Source organism: Brevundimonas mediterranea (genome assembly GCF_011064825.1).
GTDB classification, from domain to species: Bacteria; Pseudomonadota; Alphaproteobacteria; order Caulobacterales; family Caulobacteraceae; genus Brevundimonas; species Brevundimonas mediterranea_A.
Genome location: NZ_CP048751.1, coordinates 736,210 through 752,085, shown reverse-complemented (window position 1 = coordinate 752,085; position 15,876 = coordinate 736,210). Strand labels below are relative to the sequence as shown.

At 66.0% G+C, this 15,876-nt stretch carries 19 protein-coding genes; 7 read left to right on the top strand and 12 right to left on the bottom strand.

From position 1 onward, the window contains the following. Positions 1–27 precede the first annotated feature (27 nt). The gene (locus GYM46_RS03765) at positions 28–1,041 is read left to right on the top strand and encodes an HlyD family secretion protein (protein WP_008261649.1); all 1,014 of its coding nucleotides are present in this window, start codon (positions 28–30) and stop codon (positions 1,039–1,041) included. A 9-nt stretch (positions 1,042–1,050) separates the two neighbouring features. Here GYM46_RS03765 and GYM46_RS03760 read toward each other — a convergent pair whose 3' ends face one another. Both GYM46_RS03760 and GYM46_RS03755 read right to left on the bottom strand, forming a co-directional pair. Then, positions 1,051–1,848 (bottom strand): crotonase/enoyl-CoA hydratase family protein, encoded by a 798-nt coding sequence (locus GYM46_RS03760; RefSeq protein WP_008263585.1) that lies wholly within the window; start codon positions 1,846–1,848, stop codon positions 1,051–1,053. A 116-nt stretch (positions 1,849–1,964) separates the two neighbouring features. Continuing rightward, positions 1,965–2,117, bottom strand: coding sequence for a hypothetical protein (locus tag GYM46_RS03755; protein WP_164952605.1), 153 nt, complete (start codon positions 2,115–2,117; stop codon positions 1,965–1,967). A 24-nt stretch (positions 2,118–2,141) separates the two neighbouring features. Here GYM46_RS03755 and GYM46_RS17005 point away from each other — a divergent pair, with 24 nt between their 5' ends. Together GYM46_RS17005 and GYM46_RS03745 are read left to right on the top strand one after the other, a co-directional pair. Further along, positions 2,142–2,492, top strand: coding sequence for a DUF1289 domain-containing protein (locus tag GYM46_RS17005; protein ID WP_197019785.1), 351 nt, complete (start codon positions 2,142–2,144; stop codon positions 2,490–2,492). A 75-nt stretch (positions 2,493–2,567) separates the two neighbouring features. Continuing rightward, positions 2,568–3,083 carry a retropepsin-like aspartic protease family protein gene (locus GYM46_RS03745; RefSeq protein ID WP_008262498.1) on the top strand — a complete coding sequence of 172 codons (516 nt, stop codon included), beginning with the start codon at positions 2,568–2,570 and terminating at the stop codon, positions 3,081–3,083. Here GYM46_RS03745 and pgsA read toward each other — a convergent pair. The 9 genes from pgsA to GYM46_RS03700 all read right to left on the bottom strand — a co-directional run bounded on the left by pgsA (position 3,080) and on the right by GYM46_RS03700 (position 11,623). Then, the gene (gene pgsA, locus GYM46_RS03740) at positions 3,080–3,727 is read right to left on the bottom strand and encodes a CDP-diacylglycerol--glycerol-3-phosphate 3-phosphatidyltransferase (protein WP_008262640.1); all 648 of its coding nucleotides are present in this window, start codon (positions 3,725–3,727) and stop codon (positions 3,080–3,082) included. The two genes, GYM46_RS03745 and pgsA, sit on opposite strands and share 4 nt — an antisense overlap. Continuing rightward, positions 3,724–4,179 carry a PIN domain-containing protein gene (locus tag GYM46_RS03735; RefSeq protein WP_008259070.1) on the bottom strand — a complete coding sequence of 152 codons (456 nt, stop codon included), beginning with the start codon at positions 4,177–4,179 and terminating at the stop codon, positions 3,724–3,726. The genes pgsA and GYM46_RS03735 overlap by 4 nt, the downstream gene beginning before the upstream one ends. Further along, positions 4,176–4,421: a type II toxin-antitoxin system Phd/YefM family antitoxin gene (locus GYM46_RS03730; protein ID WP_035309584.1), complete on the bottom strand. Its 246-nt coding sequence runs from the start codon at positions 4,419–4,421 to the stop codon at positions 4,176–4,178. Before GYM46_RS03730 ends, GYM46_RS03735 begins: the two co-directional genes overlap by 4 nt. A gap of 36 nt (positions 4,422–4,457) precedes the next feature. Beyond that, positions 4,458–5,081: a carbonic anhydrase gene (locus GYM46_RS03725; protein WP_008261644.1), complete on the bottom strand. Its 624-nt coding sequence runs from the start codon at positions 5,079–5,081 to the stop codon at positions 4,458–4,460. A 67-nt stretch (positions 5,082–5,148) separates the two neighbouring features. After that, a complete protein-coding gene (gene uvrC / locus GYM46_RS03720) occupies positions 5,149–7,014 on the bottom strand; it encodes an excinuclease ABC subunit UvrC (RefSeq protein ID WP_008261183.1) in 1,866 nt (621 codons plus the stop codon). Positions 7,015–7,030: 16 nt separating this feature from the next. Continuing rightward, positions 7,031–7,477, bottom strand: a complete 447-nt coding sequence (locus GYM46_RS03715; RefSeq protein WP_008259965.1) for a DMT family transporter — start codon at positions 7,475–7,477, stop codon at positions 7,031–7,033. 31 nt (positions 7,478–7,508) lie between these two features. Beyond that, positions 7,509–8,363, bottom strand: coding sequence for an alpha/beta hydrolase (locus GYM46_RS03710; protein ID WP_008263779.1), 855 nt, complete (start codon positions 8,361–8,363; stop codon positions 7,509–7,511). A gap of 52 nt (positions 8,364–8,415) precedes the next feature. Further along, on the bottom strand, positions 8,416–8,886 hold the full coding sequence (locus GYM46_RS03705; protein WP_008259138.1) for an NUDIX domain-containing protein: 471 nt from the start codon (positions 8,884–8,886) through the stop codon (positions 8,416–8,418). Positions 8,887–9,163: 277 nt separating this feature from the next. Continuing rightward, entirely contained in the window at positions 9,164–11,623 is a 2,460-nt protein-coding gene (locus GYM46_RS03700) for an SIR2 family NAD-dependent protein deacylase (protein ID WP_008264040.1), read from the bottom strand. A 293-nt stretch (positions 11,624–11,916) separates the two neighbouring features. Between GYM46_RS03700 and GYM46_RS03695 the strand changes: the two genes are divergently transcribed. The 4 genes from GYM46_RS03695 (at position 11,917) to GYM46_RS03680 (ending at position 15,433) form a co-directional block, all read left to right on the top strand. Further along, a complete protein-coding gene (locus tag GYM46_RS03695) occupies positions 11,917–12,693 on the top strand; it encodes an SDR family oxidoreductase (protein WP_008262999.1) in 777 nt (258 codons plus the stop codon). Between the two features lie 3 nt (positions 12,694–12,696). Next, a complete protein-coding gene (gene folB / locus GYM46_RS03690) occupies positions 12,697–13,095 on the top strand; it encodes a dihydroneopterin aldolase (protein WP_008259843.1) in 399 nt (132 codons plus the stop codon). Between the two features lie 72 nt (positions 13,096–13,167). Further along, complete coding sequence (gene murG / locus GYM46_RS03685; protein WP_008259100.1) at positions 13,168–14,256, top strand: undecaprenyldiphospho-muramoylpentapeptide beta-N-acetylglucosaminyltransferase; 1,089 nt, start codon at positions 13,168–13,170, stop codon at positions 14,254–14,256. 55 nt (positions 14,257–14,311) lie between these two features. Next, a complete protein-coding gene (locus GYM46_RS03680; RefSeq protein WP_008262698.1) occupies positions 14,312–15,433 on the top strand; it encodes a mechanosensitive ion channel family protein in 1,122 nt (373 codons plus the stop codon). Here the strand turns inward: GYM46_RS03680 and GYM46_RS03675 are convergent. Continuing rightward, positions 15,430–15,816, bottom strand: a complete 387-nt coding sequence (locus GYM46_RS03675; protein ID WP_035310524.1) for an endonuclease domain-containing protein — start codon at positions 15,814–15,816, stop codon at positions 15,430–15,432. The genes GYM46_RS03680 and GYM46_RS03675 overlap by 4 nt on opposite strands. Positions 15,817–15,876 lie beyond the last annotated feature (60 nt).

The following is a 15,876-nucleotide window of genomic DNA, read 5'->3' as shown; positions in this document are numbered from 1 at the left end:
GACCCTTTTCCAACGGACTGAACCGTCATGCCCGCCTTCCTCAAAAACAAATGGCTCTGGATCGGCCTGGTCCTGATCATCGTCCTGGTCGTCGGCTTCATGGCCTTCAGCAAGGCCGGGGCGGCCAAGAAGGCCCAGGTCGAGAAAGAATCCGCCCAGAAGATCGACAGCCCCTACGCCGCCATCGCCAACGGCAAGGCCGACGTCGAGGGCGGGGTGATCAAGGTCGCCGCGCGTCGCGGCGGCGTGGTGCGTGAAGTCTTCGTCAACGAGGGCGACCGGGTCGTCACCGGCCAGATCCTGGCGCGACAGGAGGACGACGAGACCCGTCTGGCGGCGCAGAGCGCGGCTGCGGCTGTGTCGGAGAGCCGCGCGCAGCTGGGGCTGACGCGCGTCGAATTGACCGCCGCCCGGCGCGAGTACAACCGGCTGTCGCGGCTGGCCTCGACCAATTTCGTCGCCGCCCAGCGTCTGGATCAGGCCCGCGATCAGATCGCCCAGGCCGAAGCGCGTCTCGCGTCGCAGGAGGCCGCGATCCAGACGGCCCAGTCGCGTCTGGACGAGGCCCGCTATAATCAGGAACTGACGGTGATCCGCGCGCCTATGGACGGTCGGATCGCCCGCCGCTACGCCCAGCCCGGCGCCGGCGCCTCGACCCTGAACGTCACCGCCATGTTCGACCTTGAGCCGGACACCGACCGCATCGTGCGGGCCGAGATCGTCGAGGCGGACCTGCCCAATGTCACGGTCGGTCAGGAGGTCGAACTGACGCCCGAGGGGGATCCGACCAAGATTTCGGTCGGGCGGGTCCTGCGCCGCGCCGCAGTCTTCGGCGCCCGTCAGCTGCAGTCCGAGGATCCCTCGGCCAGGACCGACGAACGGGTGGTCGAAGTGGTGGTTTCGGCCGACAACACCCCCTTCCTGATCGGGCAGCGGGTGCTGGTGAAGTTCATGAAGCCGGGCCAGAAGGCGGGCGTCGCCCGCCCGGCCAGCGCCGGAGTGGGGCCCAACCAGGCCATGCGTTCGGCCGGCCAGTCGTAAGCCGGCGGGTCAGCGGCCGGTGAAGTCTCCCGGCCGCTTCTCCAGCACCGCGTTCACGCCTTCCAGATGGTCCTCGGTCATGTGGGCCAGGGCCTGCATGGCGGCCGACAGCTCCAGGATCTGTTCGAAGGTCTGGTCGCGGCCCTGACGCATCAGGGTCTTGGCCATGCGCAGGGCCTGGGGCGGCTGGGCCGCGATCTGGCCGGCGGTGATCAGGGCTTCGTCCATCAGCCGGTCGTGCGGCACGACCCGATTGACCAGGCCCCAGCGCTCGGCCGTCTCGGCGTCGATGCTGCGGCCGGTGAACAGCATTTCAGCGGCGCGGGCGTAGCCGACGTCGCGCGGCAGCCGCCAGGCCCCGCCGTCGCCGGGAATGATGCCCAGCTTCAGGAAGGGCACGCCGAAGCTGGCCCGGTCCGAGGCGATGCGGATGTCGGCGGTGGCGGCGATGCCGCAGCCCAGGCCCATGGCCGGACCGTTGACGGCCGAGACCAGCGGGATCTCCAGATCATAGAGGCTGCGGACGATCCGATGGACGACGCGGCGATAGCGGGCGCGGATCTCGGCGCCTGAGCCTTCGAACAGGTCGCGCCGGTCTCGCATAGCGGTCAGGTCGCCGCCGGCCGAGAAGGCGCGCCCGGCGCCCGTCAGGACCACGCATTTGACCGTCATGTCGGCGTTGGCGCGGGCGCAGGCGTCGGCGAATTCGTCGCCGTCGGTCAGGTCGGGCAGGGCGTTCAGCCGGGTCTCGCGGTCCAGCGTCCAGATCAGGATCGCGCCCTGTCTGGTTTCGGCGATCAGGCCCATCGGTCGTCTCCTCGTTCCGCCTCCGTCATCGGACGCCGACGCCGCGTTACGCAAGCCCGGAATTGCAAAAGCCCCGGCGCGGACCGGGGCTGCTGCACGTCGGGCTTTCGAGGCCGTCAGGGTTTCTTGGGCGTATAGGGTACGAAGTTGGACGGATGGCTGACCGCCCGTCCCGAGTTCGACGGCATGTGCCGACTGTTGACCAGCATCCCGCCCCACAGGGCGAAGGACATCATGGCGTGTTGGAGGTTACGCTCCTTATCGTTCATTTTGGCGTCTCCTTTCGCAGAACGATGAAAAGAGACGCGTCGTACCTATGGAATCTCACCATCAGTCGTTTCGCGTCAGAGCCCAAGATAGGCAGTTTTGCGGAAATTGCAAATTTATCGATCAGCAAGCGGAGTATATTTCTTGATGGTGTCACATTGAGCAGGGTCCCGCGCCCGGCCGGGCCGCCGAAATCGATCGCCACGCCCTGTGTCATGGTATGCGCCGTCGATGGCGAAAGCGGCCTGTGTCTGGGGTGTTTCCGGACCTTAGGCGAGATCGCCGGCTGGCGCGCGCTCAGCGACGCGGAAAGGGCGGCGGTGATGGCGGATCTGCCGTCCCGGCGGTCTCGGGTGGACCCGGCCAAGCTGGGCTAGGACGGCTCGGGGCTTAAGCTTTCGTCAGCCAAGTCGGTTCACCGCATTCCAACCTGGGTCGGATAGGCAGGGTGCATGATCCGCATCGACCTTCAGTCCGCCGCCGTGCTGAGCGTCGCCCTCATGGCCTCGTTCGCGACAGCTTTCACGATCCGTCATCTGGACGGCGGAGAGACAGCCATGGCGGCTTCCGCCGATGTCGCTGTTGCGGCTTCCGCGTCCGGAACCCCGACCCAGGTGGTCAAGGGGCCGGACGGTCACTACTGGGCGCAGGCCAGGATCGACGGCCGTGCGGTCCAGGTTCTGGTGGATACGGGCGCCAGCGTGGTGGCCCTGACGCGCGCCGACGCACGTCGGCTGGGTGTCGATCCTGCGCCGGAAGCCTTCACCGGCAAGGTCCAGACCGCCTCGGGCGTGGTGCGGGCCGCGCCGGTCGAACTGAAGACGATCTCGGTCGCGGGGGTTCGGGTCGATAAGGTCGAGGCCCTGGTGGTCGAGGAAGGCCTGACCTATTCGCTGCTGGGCATGAGCTATCTGGGTCGGCTGTCCGCTTTCGAGGCGACGCCGGCGGGTCTGACGCTCAGGCCCTAGAGATCCCGCATCTGGCGCTTGGCTTCGCGGAAATACTGCCAGCCGGTCCACAGGGTGATGACGGCGGCGAACCAGATCAGGAAGACGGCGAAGGATTCGAACGCCGGCTGCCACGACAGGGGCGAACCGTCCGGCTCCTGCAGGCCGAAGGCGTTCCACAACAGGGTCAGTTGCAGCGCGGCCAGGGCGACCATCTGCACGGTGGTCTTCCACTTGGCGGCCAGGGTGACGGGCAGTTCGATCCGCCCGGCCATGGTCTCGCGCAGGGCCGAGACCGCGAACTCACGGAACAGGATCAGGCCGCAGGGCAGGGCGATGCCCGGCAGGGAGCCGGAGGCGAGCACGCCCAGGATAGCCCCCGTGATCAACACCTTGTCCGCGATCGGATCCAGGATGGCGCCCCACCGCGTGGTCGAGTTCCAGCGGCGCGCCAGGAAGCCGTCGACCCAGTCGGTCGAGGCGGCGATGACGAAGATCCAGAAGGCCCAGATCCCGAACTTGGCCTGGGTGTCCGGCGACAGCCAGGCGTCCAGCGCCCCCGGCGCGGCGCCGGCCATCATGGCGAACATCACCACACCGGCGAACAGGCGGATGCCGGTCAGGATATTCGGGATCGGATTGGCGCGGTGCGGATAGGTGGTCATGGCAGGATTTCCAGCAGGGACGCGAGCAGGGGATGAAGCGTCTCCGCGAACGGATTGGCGATGGTCACGCCTCGATAGACGAAGCCGTCCTGCATGTCTTCGGAAAGCAGAAGGCCGCAGCCCGCTTCGGCGGCGACGGTCAGGATCAAGGCGTCCCAGATCTGTAGATTGAAGAAGGCCGCGGCCTCCAGCGCGGCGTCCATGGTCGTGGCCGAGGCGGCGGTCAGCCCAACGCCAGCGCTCCAGTCCAGCACGATCTTCCTGGCGACCTTCGGCGGGTGTCCGCCCTTGCGTGTCAGGATGTTGTAGAACTCGCCGGCAACCTGGGTCGGGATGACGAGGTTCTGCTTGGCGAGCGTCTTCAGCACCCCTAACGCGCGCTGACGCTTGGGTTCGTCATCACCGATGCCGGCGGCGTAACCCAGAACGTTGGTGTCGAGCGCCAGTTTCAAGCGTAACCGTCTTCACGTGTGATGCGTCCGGGCGCGCGGGCGGGCAGGGCGGCCAAATCGTCCACAAGGGCGTGCAGCCGAGCGACGCGTTCATCGTCTGTCGGCTCGCCGGCGGTTGCAGGCGTAATCCGCACCAGCGGCTTGCCGTGCGCGGTGACGACGTAGGACTCGCCAGACGCCACCTCGCGAAAGATGCGCGAGAACTCGCGATTGGCCTCAGTCGCGGTGATCGTCCGTTCCATGGTTCAATAGTAGTGTTTTCCACTACTTCGCGCAAGTCACGCCAACGGTTCGAACCGCGGCTTGTTCGTCAGGGCGCGCAGGACGCCGTCGGCGATGCCGAAATGCAGGCCGGTCAGGGTCAGTTCGCCGGCCGCCTCGCGCTCGGCGATCCAGGGGAAGGTGCGCAGGTTCTCGATCGACAGGCGGACGACGGCCTCTTCGGCGGCGCCTTCGACCTGATCTTCGGACACTTCCTCGGCGACGCGGCGGACGACGGCCGAGCCCTGGGCCACCCAGGGGGCGACGAAGTCGGCGCAGATGTCGGGCGCCCCGTTCAACATGGCGTCGACCCCGCCGCAGTGGGCATGGCCCATGACGACGATGCGGCGCACGTTCAGCACCTTGACCCCGAACTCCAGCGCCGCCGACACCCCGTGCAGCAGGCCGTCAGGCTCGTAGGGCGGGACCAGATTGGCGACGTTGCGTACTACGAACAACTGGCCGGGCGCCGCGTCGAAGATCAGGGCCGGATCGGCGCGGCTGTCGGAACAGGCGACGATCAGGGTGTGCGGCTTCTGGCCCAACTCGGCCAGGGCTTCGTACTCGGCACGGGCGGCGGGCCAGTGCTCGGTGCGGAACCTGCGGTATCCGGCGGTGAGTTCGTCGTCGATGTCGCTCATGACTCGCCTGTAGCCTCGCTTCAATCCGGACTCAACGGCCACGAGGCCGCAAGGCCGAGGCCGAACTTCAGCTTTTCCTGAAGAAGGCGTGGATGCGTTCGGCCAGGGCCTGGTTGATTCCGTCGATCTTCAGCAGGTCCGCCACCGAGGCGCGGCTGACGCCCTTGGCGGAGCCGAAGGCGTGGAGCAGGGCCTTCTTGCGGCCGGGGCCGACGCCTTCGATCTCGTCGAGGGGATTCTTCTTGATGTCCATCGAGCGGCGCTTGGCGTGGGCGCCGTTGGCGAAGCGGTGGGCCTCGTCGCGCAGCCGTTGCAGGTAGTAGAGGGCCGGCGACTTCAGCGGCAGCATGAAGGGGGGCTTGCCGGGCATGAAGAACTTTTCCATCCCTGCATCGCGGTCCGGCCCCTTGGCGACGCCGACCACGGCGATGTCGTCCAGGCCCAGGTCGGCCAAGACGGCCAGCACCTCGGCCAGCTGGCCCGCGCCGCCGTCGATCAGCAGCAGGTCGGGGCGGACGGCGTCCTCGCCCTCTTCCTCGTCCTTGACCAGGCGGGCGAAGCGGCGGCGCATCACCTCGCGCATCATGCCGTAGTCGTCGCCGGGGGTCAGATCCTCGCCCCGGATGTTGAACTTGCGATACTGCGACTTCTGGAAGCCGTCGGGGCCGGCGACGACCATGCCGCCGACGGCGTTGGTCCCCTGGATGTGGGCGTTGTCGTAGATCTCGATCCGCTCGGGCCGGGTCTCCAGGCCGAAGGCCTCGCAGACCTCGTCCAGGATCTTCCCTTGGGCCGAGCTTTCGGCCAGGCGGCGGCCCAGGGCCTCGCGGGCGTTGGTCAGGGCGTGGTCGACCAGGGCCAGTTTCTCGCCGCGCATGGGGCGGACGATCTCGATCCTGCGGTCCGCCTTCATCGAGAAGGCCTCTTCCAGCAGCTCCAGCTCGTGCGGGCGGACGTTGGACAGGATCAGGCGCGGGATCGGCTTGTCCTCGTAGAACTGGCCCAGAAAGGCGGCCAGGATCTCCGGGTCGGTGTCAGTCTTGTCCACACGCGGGAAATAGGCGCGGCCGCCCCAGTTCTGGCCGGCGCGATAGAAGAAGACCTGGACGCAGGCCTGGCCGCCGTCGCTGTGCAGGGCGAAGACGTCGCCCTCGGCCACGCTGTCGGCGCTGACGGAGTTCTCCATCGAGATGGCGGACAGGGCGCGGATGCGGTCGCGGACGCGGGCGGCCTGTTCGAAGTCCATGGCGTCCGACGCCGCCTGCATCTCCTGCGACAGGCGACCGATGACGGCGCGGGACTTGCCGCGCAGGAACTGTTCGGCCTCGGTGACCAGTTCGCCATAGTCCTCCAGGCTGATCAGGCCGGTGCAGGGGGCCGAGCAGCGCTTGATCTGGTGCAGCATGCAGGGCCGCGTCCGGGTCTCGTAGACGCTGTCGGAACAGGAGCGCAGCAAGAAGGCCTTCTGCAGGGTGTTCAGGGTCCGGTTGACCGCCCAGGTCGAGGCGAAGGGGCCGAAATAGTGGCCCGGCGTGGTGTGGGCGCCGCGATGCTTCTTCACCTGGGGGGCGCGATGGTCGCTGCGGATCATCAGCTCGGCGAAGGACTTGTCGTCGCGCAGCAGGACGTTGAAGCGCGGCTTCAGCTTCTTGATGAAGTTGGATTCCAGCAGCAGGGCCTCGGTCTCTGACGCCGTGACGACCAGCTCCATCGACCGGGTCTGGGCCACCATCAGGCCGATGCGCTGGGTGTGGAACCGACCCTGGGCGTACTGGACGATCCGCTTCTTCAGCGACTTGGCCTTGCCGACATAGAGGCAGGACCCGTCCTCGCCATACATGCGATAGACGCCCGGCTTGTCGGGGGCCCGGCGCGCCTCGTCGGCGATCAGGGCGGCGGCCTTCAGGTTGGAATCGAGCGTCTCCTCGGTCATCCGGGGGGATATAGGCTCAAGACCGGCGAACCAGAAGGACGCCGGCGAGAACAAGCCCCACCCCGGCGATCCGGCCCAGGTTCAGCGGCTGGCGCGGCACGCCCAGGGCGCCGAAATGGTCGAGGATCAGGCTGAGCAGAAGCTGGCCGCCGACCATCAGGGTGATGGTCATGGCCACGCCCAGGCGCGGTACGCCCCAGGCGGCGGCGACCACGAAACAGGCGCCGTACACCCCGCCCAGCCAGGCGTACCAGGGCAGGGCGCGGGCGGCGGCCATGTCGGGCCGGGTCTGCATCAGGGCGGCGACGATCCCCAGCACGGTCGTGCCCACGGCGAAGGAGATGAAGGCGGCGTTGACCGGCGAGGCGACGGCCGTGGCCAGCTTGGCGTTGGTCGGCGCCTGCAGGGCGGTGGCGCCCCCGGCCAGGACGACGACGAGGATGGCGATCAGGGAGGGGTTCATGGCCTCTGGCTAGCATGCCCTCGGCCGTTTGTTAGCCCGAGATGAAGCGGGCGGCGCGTTCGCCCTCGGGGTCGCCGGCGACGCCGAAGCCGCGGTTGATGGTCATGTGGCTGTCGTCAGGGGCGGCGACGACCTCGGCCCGGCCGCCGGCGCGGGTCAGGGCCTGGGCCAGGTCGCGGCTCTGGACGGCCGAATCCTGACGCCGCGCGACGTGGAAGATCAGGAAGGGCGGATAGGCGACGCCGGGGCGGACGCGCAATGTCGGCGACAGGGCGGCCGCCTGGTCGCCGAAAGCCTGGTCATAGGTCTGGCCCAGCCACTGATCGATCCGGTCGTCGCCGCGCGGGGCGGTGGCGTCATAGCCCGCCCCGTCCAGCAGGATGACCCCCGCCAGATCAGACGGCTTCAGCCCGACCGCTCCCAGATAGTCGGGGTCGATCCCGACCAGGGCGGCCAGATGGGCGCCGGCCGAATGGCCTAGCAGATAGAGGGGGCGACCCGGCAGGCGGCGTTTCAGATCGGCGACGGCGGCGGCGACGTCCATGGCCGATTCGCGGGCGCTGACGGCGGGAACCAGACGATAGCTGGTCGAGGCCAGGGTCAGGCCGTGCCGTTGGGCGTAGGCGGGCAGTTCGCTGACCATCGCCCGCTCGCCGCGCGACCAGCCGCCGCCGTGGACGAACACCAGGATCGGTCCGGAACCATGGTCCGCATAGACGTCATAGGCCTGGAGCGGGTCGGGGCCGAAGGCCCAGGTGTGGACGGGGGCCGCCGCGCTGCCGCCGGCTTGGTCGCGTCGGCGCCCCAGGCGGCGCTGCGCCAGGGCCGGGCCAGCCAGGGTTGAGAGGGTCAGGCCCAGCAGGGCGGCGCGGCGGGAGACGGGCATGATACGTCCTTTCGTGACCCTCAGAATAACGCCGTGCGCCGTCCGGTCCGCCTCACCAATTTGTATCGATTTGTACGCCGTCGAACCATTCGGCCAGCCGCGCGCGACAGCCCCGGTTGACGTCGGCGGGCAGGGCGTCGGGCGCGAACCAGCCGACCTCGGCGATCTCGCCGTGGCTGGTGCGTTCGCCCCGGTCGAAGGCGTCGATGACGAAGACGGCGACATGATCGCCGGGAAAGAACCGCTCGTTGGCATGCAGCGAGACCAGGCGCGGCGCCGCCCGCGCGATCAGCCCGGTCTCCTCGCGCAGCTCGCGCACCACGGCCTCATGGGTGGTCTCGCCCCGGTCCACCCCGCCGCCCGGCAGCCACCAGCCCGCCAGATAGGTGTGCCGGACCATCGCCACCCGCCCGTCCGCATCCACCGCCACGGCCCGCACGCCCAGCGTCTTGCCCCGCGACAGCCGCGACCAGGCGAAGAAGACGGGGCGGGTGAAGGGTTCGACGCGCTGACGCCAGTTCATCGATGTATCCGCCCCCGGCCGTGGTGTGTGGCGGGATGTTCGATCATCTTTGGGGGCGGGAGGGAAGGGGAGGGGGGCTGCAGCGTGGACTAGGTGCCGTCACGCCATGGAGCGGAAGTTGGCGCTTGGTCGGAATGCTGACCCTTTGGGGGAGCAAAAACGTTTTGCTGCGCCCAGCAATGCGCTTCGAACCAGCCAGCGGTCTGTGGATGGACCAAGTCTGTAATTGTGATGCTCCTCATCACCGAGTTCGCCCGATAGCCAAACAAGTATCACGCTAATCGACGATCTCCGGCACCACATCATCCAAGTCTTCGCCATCAGGAATTTCAACGTCTAACCGAGAAATCATATTTTCGAAGCGCGAAATCATCGAAGTGATGTGGCGATCCCCTGTCTTTAGTTCTGCAGCACGCAAGGCTCTGATAGCGTCATCGAAGAACTGCCTGTCTCCTCCTAGACGAGCCAAATGTAGCGCCGCCTCGCAATATGCGCCGATGACGGCCTTATTGTCTTTGAACCGAGACGCGGCTGCCGCCGCAGCTTCGCAGGCTTTTTGAAGGATCGCGATGCGATCTTCATCGAGTATGCCAGCCGTCTTGGTCGCGCGGGCGACCTGCAGATCAATTGAATACCGGGTCGTCGGACCGTCCAGACGGAAATCTGCGTCGAATACGCGGATTTCCGTAGAAGCGGCGTCATAGTCGTCCAGCGAGATCAAATTGCGGATCAGTCGGTGACGGGGTACGCGTTCATGAGGCGCAACCGACATCATCTTGCGCAGCAATGCATTCTGGCGGCGCTTATCCGGTATTGTGGACAGACCGGTGTCGACATTGCAGAGTTCGTTAATCGTTCGAACCTCAATGTCGTAGCTGGGCGAAAGATTATCGATCACACGCTCGAATAGGTCGTACCTCTTGTCGACGCTATAATATTTGTGCTCGGCAATGATATTCATGATCACGCGATGTCTTCCGCGCCAACCGTACACGCCTTCTCTTTGGTTGACGGTGTACTCATGTACGATGTCCTGCAGTCCGGCGAGCGTTGGAGCAATCGACATAGACGGAATGCCCAATAGCCGGATAACCAGCTGCCGATGGACACGAACGCCAGCACTCTCCATCGCCGCTACGGCTCGGTACACATCTTGGGCTTCCCGCGAGAGATCTGCGTATTCCTTGAGCACGATGCTGTCGAACTGGTCGGAAGAGAATATGTTCTTCAGACACACGAACATGTCGGCATCGCAGCGACTTATAAGTCTCTGCTTTCTCTCGCTTCTCGTGAACCCAGTGAACGCATCACCGACGAGACGGCTGATTTCAGGAACCCGGTCTAGCAGGTCGAGGAGTCGATCAACCTCAATTTCGTTGATTCGATTAAACTGGTATTCGCGTGATCGATTGTGAAATCCTGGTGTCTTCACTCGAGGGTACCACTGGTTCTTCGACGACGTCAGAATGAGCGACAGAACCGTCACCTTATCCGTAACAAGATAATCGATCAGATCGTTAATCTCGGTCAGTTCGGAATGGGCATCATCAATCAGGAGGCAACCCTGCTTGCCCTCCTTTTCAAGTATCCCTGCGACTTTTCGCCAATCTTTTGCCGATAGCTGCTGGTCCGTTTTATGTTCCCAGCAGAATACCCCTTGGCCGGACAAGATTGTCAGCGCCTGCCTGGCTGCGGTAGTCTTCCCAACGCCGCTCGGCCCAAGAATCGTGACTATCTGATGCTTCCTGTTGGCGAGCGCCTTGGCCGCGTCGCTCGCGACAACCCGTTCAAAGGTGAGACCCGCTTTCACGTCGGGATAGGACGCAGACCAACCATTAAACATGGCAGCGACGTTTGGGCGCCCAATCTCCAGCGAATGCCGCACATCGACGGTCGCAGGGCGAAGCGAAGAGACAATGTCCAGCGGGTCCGACGATGATGTTGACGCGACCAAAAGGTCCGGTGCAACTCGTTTCGAGAGAGCGGCGAAGAGATCGTCCAGCCCACCGAAGCAGACCGTAATTCCCTTGCGTTCCAAGATAGAAGCGAGATTGGCGTCGGGCGAATAAGAAAGAACCGTGATTGCTCCTTGGCCACCGGCCTTTTGCCGGATACGCGCGGCTCTCTCCACCACTTCCTTGATGTCAGGATCAGCCAGAGAGTGGCCGATCACGAGTAGATCGCCTTCGCCTACGTCAGACTTAAACCGGTCGAATAGGTTTTCACGGTATTCTTCTGTGAGGTCGTAGTCGCTCGACGTAAGGATTATTCGTGACCGATCCCCATCGACGACATCCTTGTCGATGGTGCCGTGCAGCTTAAAAATCTGCGTAGAATCTGCCGGGCGTTCTCGCCCGAAATCAAAATTCGACGAGTACGCCACATAGGGACGCGACCGACGATTGTAGCTTATTTCGATTAGCTTGTCATAATTGGTCGTGAATATGCTCTTCCATGTGAATAATGGTAAGTTTAAAATCCCTCCCGTCGGTCTCTTGTTTTCTATAAGGCTTCTGAGAAACTCGATAAGGGGGCGACGGTCATTCTTCTGAATTTCGATAATTTCCGTTTGTTCAGCTAGGCTATAGGTGCTTGCAACGCCGAATTTTGACTGCAAGGCCTCCTGCAACTCCTTCACGCCGGGCACGAGGGATGGAATTGAAGAGCCGGAGCCGAAAAGCAAAACGGTGCGCTCGGGCTTCAGGTCGCTCGCGAGACGGCTGATATCGATCGTCATTTGCCCCCCAAGGCATCAATGTCCGCTTTTTCAGTTTCCAGATAGGGGCAACAACCTGTCGGTGTCTAGGAAACCTTAATCAAACTAGCCTTGTAGACTGTTGGCCTATGGCAGCCGTCAATTACTGACGTCGCCGAGCTATTCATCGCCCCCCAAACCCGCCCCCGCTTGAACCGCGCCCCGGACCGCTCTAATCGAAGATCAGACACAGGAGCATCCCATGCTGGCTCTCGGCATCATCTTCGGCTTCGTCGCCGTCATCGCGGCGTTCAACGTCTTCGAGTTCGGTCGGGTTGACTGAAGTCCCGGCGGCGCCCGCCGGCGTCGCCCCGGCGCGGGGCGTCGCCCTGGTCACGGGCGCGGCGCGGCGGATCGGGCGGGAGATCTGCCTGACCCTGGCGCGGGCGGGCTTCGACGTGGCGATTCATCATCATGCGTCGGGCGAGGACGCCCGGACCCTGGCCGACGAGATCGCGGGCCTCGGGCGGCGCGCGTGTCTGTTGCAGGCGGACCTGACGGACGAGGCCAAGGTGCGGGCGCTGGTTCCGGCGGCGGTCGAGGCGCTGGGGCCTTTGACGGTGCTGGTCAACAACGCCTCGGTGTTCGAGGACGACCGGGTCGGCGGCCTGACGCGCGACAGCTGGGACCGGCATATCGAGACCAATCTGCGGGCGCCCCTGGTGCTGGCCGAGGCCTTCGCGGCCCAGGCCGTGGAAGGCGTGATCATCAATCTGCTGGATCAGAAGGTGCTGAAGCCGGATCCGCGCTTCTTCTCCTACAGCCTGTCGCGCAACGGCCTGTGGTGGGCGACCCGGACCCTGGCCCAGGCCCTGGCGCCGGGCATCCGGGTCAATGCCGTGGGGCCGGGGCCGACCCTGCCGTCGATCCACCAGACCCCCGAGGAATTCGCCGCCGAGGCGCGCGGCACCCTGTTGCAGACGCCCGGCAGCCCGCAGGCGGTGGCCGAGGCCGTGCTGTGGCTCATTGACGCGCGGATGGTCACGGGCCAGATGATCGCCGTCGACGGGGGCCAGCACCTGGCCTGGCGCACCCCCGACATCCAGGAGTAGCGCGTGGTCCAGTCCTCTCAGGTGACGCCGTTTCCGGCGGACGAGCCGCTGCGTTTCGAACGGCTGAGCGTCTTCGTGCGCGGGCTGGAGGTCGAGGCCGGGATCGGGGTCTATGACCACGAGCAGGGGCGGCTGCAGCGGCTGGTGATCGATGTGACGCTGGAGCTGGAGCCGCGGCCGATCGAACGGCTGGGCGACACCATCAACTACGAGACCGTGGCCAATGCGGCGCGCGCCATCGCCGCCGAGGGCCATGTGGGCCTGGTCGAGACCTTCGCCGAACGGCTGGCGCGGGCCTGTCTGGAGGACCGGCGGGTGCGGCGGGCGACCGTGCGGATCGAGAAGCCGGGCGCCCTTCAGGCCGTGATCGCGCCGGGCTGCGAGATCGTTCTGGCGCGCTAGAGCGTCGGTGATCCCGCTCCCTGTCGTCCGGGTTTCAGACTATTCAGACGGTGTTTTTCGGAGACCGCACCCATGACCCAGCTCTGCGTCGTCGCCGCCGGCGGCACCGGCGGCCACATGTTCCCGGCCGAGGCCCTGGCGCGTGAACTGGCCGCGCGCGGCTGGCGCGTGGTGCTGGCGACCGATCATCGCGGCGAGCAATACGCCCACGCCTTCCCGGCCGAGGAACGTCTGGCCCTGGATGCGGCGACCGGCTCGGGTCCGCTGGGCCTGATCAAGGCGGGGGTTCAAATCTTCAAGGGGGTGATGCAGGCGCGCGCGGCCTTCGATCGGCTGGGGGCGGACGTGGTGGTGGGCTTCGGCGGCTATCCGTCGGCGCCGGCCCTGGTGGCGGCGGTGACGTCGCAGCGGCCGACCGTGATTCACGAACAGAACGCCGTCCTGGGCCGCACCAACCGCATCCTGGCCCCCTATGTCGGCGAAGTGGCCTCGTCCTTCCCGACGCTGGAGCGGGCGCCGGCCAGGGTGCAGGGCCGGTCGCACGTCGTCGGCTCGCCGGTGCGGAGCGAGATCCGCGCCCTGTTCGACCGCGCCTATGCGGCCCCGGTCGACGGCGGCCCCATCCAGGTGCTGGTGACGGGCGGCAGCCAGGGGGCGCGCATCCTGTCGGAGACCACGCCCCGCGCCCTGGCCGCCCTGCCGGAAGCCCTGCGCCGTCGTCTGAAGGTGCAGCAGCAGTCGCGGCCCGAGACGCTGGAGACCGCGCGTCAGATCTATCTGGAGGCCGGGATCGAGGCCGAGGTCGCGCCCTTCTTCCGCGACATGGCCGAGCGTCTGTCCAAGGCGCATCTGGTCGTCGGCCGTTCGGGCGCCTCGACCTGCGCCGAACTGGCCGTCGCGGCCCTGCCGTCGGTGCTGATTCCGCTGAAGATCGCCATGGACGACCACCAGCGCCTGAACGCCAAGGCCCTGGTCGACGCCGGGGCGGCGGAGATGGTGCTGGAGGATGATCTGACGGTTCAGGGCCTGACGGTGACGCTGGAGGGACTGCTGTCCGACCCGGGGCGTCTGGCGGCCATGTCGGCGGCGGCGCGTTCGGTCGCCATCCCCGATGCGGCGCAGCGCCTGGCCGATCTGGTGGAGAAGACGGCGAGGGGCTGAACCCCGTTCGCCAAGCTTTGCGGGAACCCATTCGGCGTCAATGCGTCCCTTACGCATGCCTCCTGAAATCACCGCCCTGACCCGCCAGATTCATGACCTGTGGCGCCGGTTCGACTGGCTGCCCGAATGGGCCGTGATCGTGCTGGTGACGGCCGGCTTCGTCGCAGGCGGATGGGTGGCGCACAAGATCGTCTTCATGATCCTGCGGCGGGTGGTGAAGAACCGCGACGTCTTCTGGCGCGGCGTGGTCGAGCGGGCGCGCAAGAAGCTGCGGGTCATGATGATCCTGATCGGCATCGGCATCGGCGTGACCGTCTCGCCAATGGATCCCGCGCCGTCGGCCGACATCCGCGAAGTGCTGCGTTTCCTGTTCGTCCTGACCCTGGGCTGGCTGGCCTCGGGCCTGCTGGACATGTGGTCGGTGATGCACCTGAAGCGGTACAATATCGCCGTCGAGGACAATCTGCTCGCCCGCAAACACCTGACCCAGACCCGCATCCTGCAACGGGTGGCCAAGGTGATCCTGTTCATCGTCACCGTGGGCCTGGCCCTGATGACCATCGCCGGCTTCCGCCAGTGGGGCGTCAGCCTGCTGGCCTCGGCGGGCGTGGTCGGCATCATCGCCGGTCTGGCCCTGCAGCCGATCCTGACGAACATGGTCGCGGGCATCCAGATCGCCCTGACCCAGCCGATCCGCCTGGACGACGCCGTCATCGTCGAGAACGAGTGGGGCAATGTCGAGGAGATCACCGCAACCTATGTGGTGGTCAAGCTGTGGGACTGGCGGCGGATGGTCCTGCCCCTGTCCTACTTCATCTCGACGCCGTTCCAGAACTGGACGCGAGAGAACGCCCGCCTGATCGGCTCGGCCTTCTTCTACGTCGATTACGAAGCCCCGATCGACCGGCTGCGCACGGCGTTCGAGGGGATCGTCAAGGCGTCCAAGCTGTGGGACGGCGATGTCCAGGTGATGCAGGTGACCGACATCACCGCACGAGTGCTTCAGGTCCGCTGCCTGGCCAGCGCCCGCTCCGCCGGCGTCGCCTTCGACCTGCGCTGCGAAATCCGCGAGAAGCTGATGGCCTTCATGCGCGACGAATGCCGTGAAGCCCTGCCGCGCGACCGGCTGGAATGGCCGCAGGTTGAGGAGCGGGCCGTCAGTCCTTCAGCGCCTTAGTCTCCCTCCCCGTCCCGGGGAGGGGGGCCGCGCAGCGGCCGGGTGGGGGCGGCCGCCTCAAGCTCGCGTAAGATGAAGTCCACAACATCTGTCAGGCGATCCCTGACATCGACGGCCGGGATGCGAAGCGTCTTCAACCCCACCTGCAACAGGGCGTCGTCGCGTCGTCGATCCCAGTCGCTGCGCCCCTCGTGCGAACCGCCATCGACTTCAACCACCAGTCCTCGCGAGAGGCAGACGAAGTCGAGATAATAGCCAAGCAGGGGGTGCTGGCGTCGAAAGTGAAAGCCCTGTGCGCGCAGGCGACGCAGCGACAGCCAAAGCCGCGCTTCCGGCGGGCTCATGGATTTTCGCATGGCTCTGGCCTTGGCAATCCTGGCCATTCTGGGCCGCCCCCACCCGGTCTCGCTGCGCTCGACCACCCTCCCCTGAAGGGGAGGGAG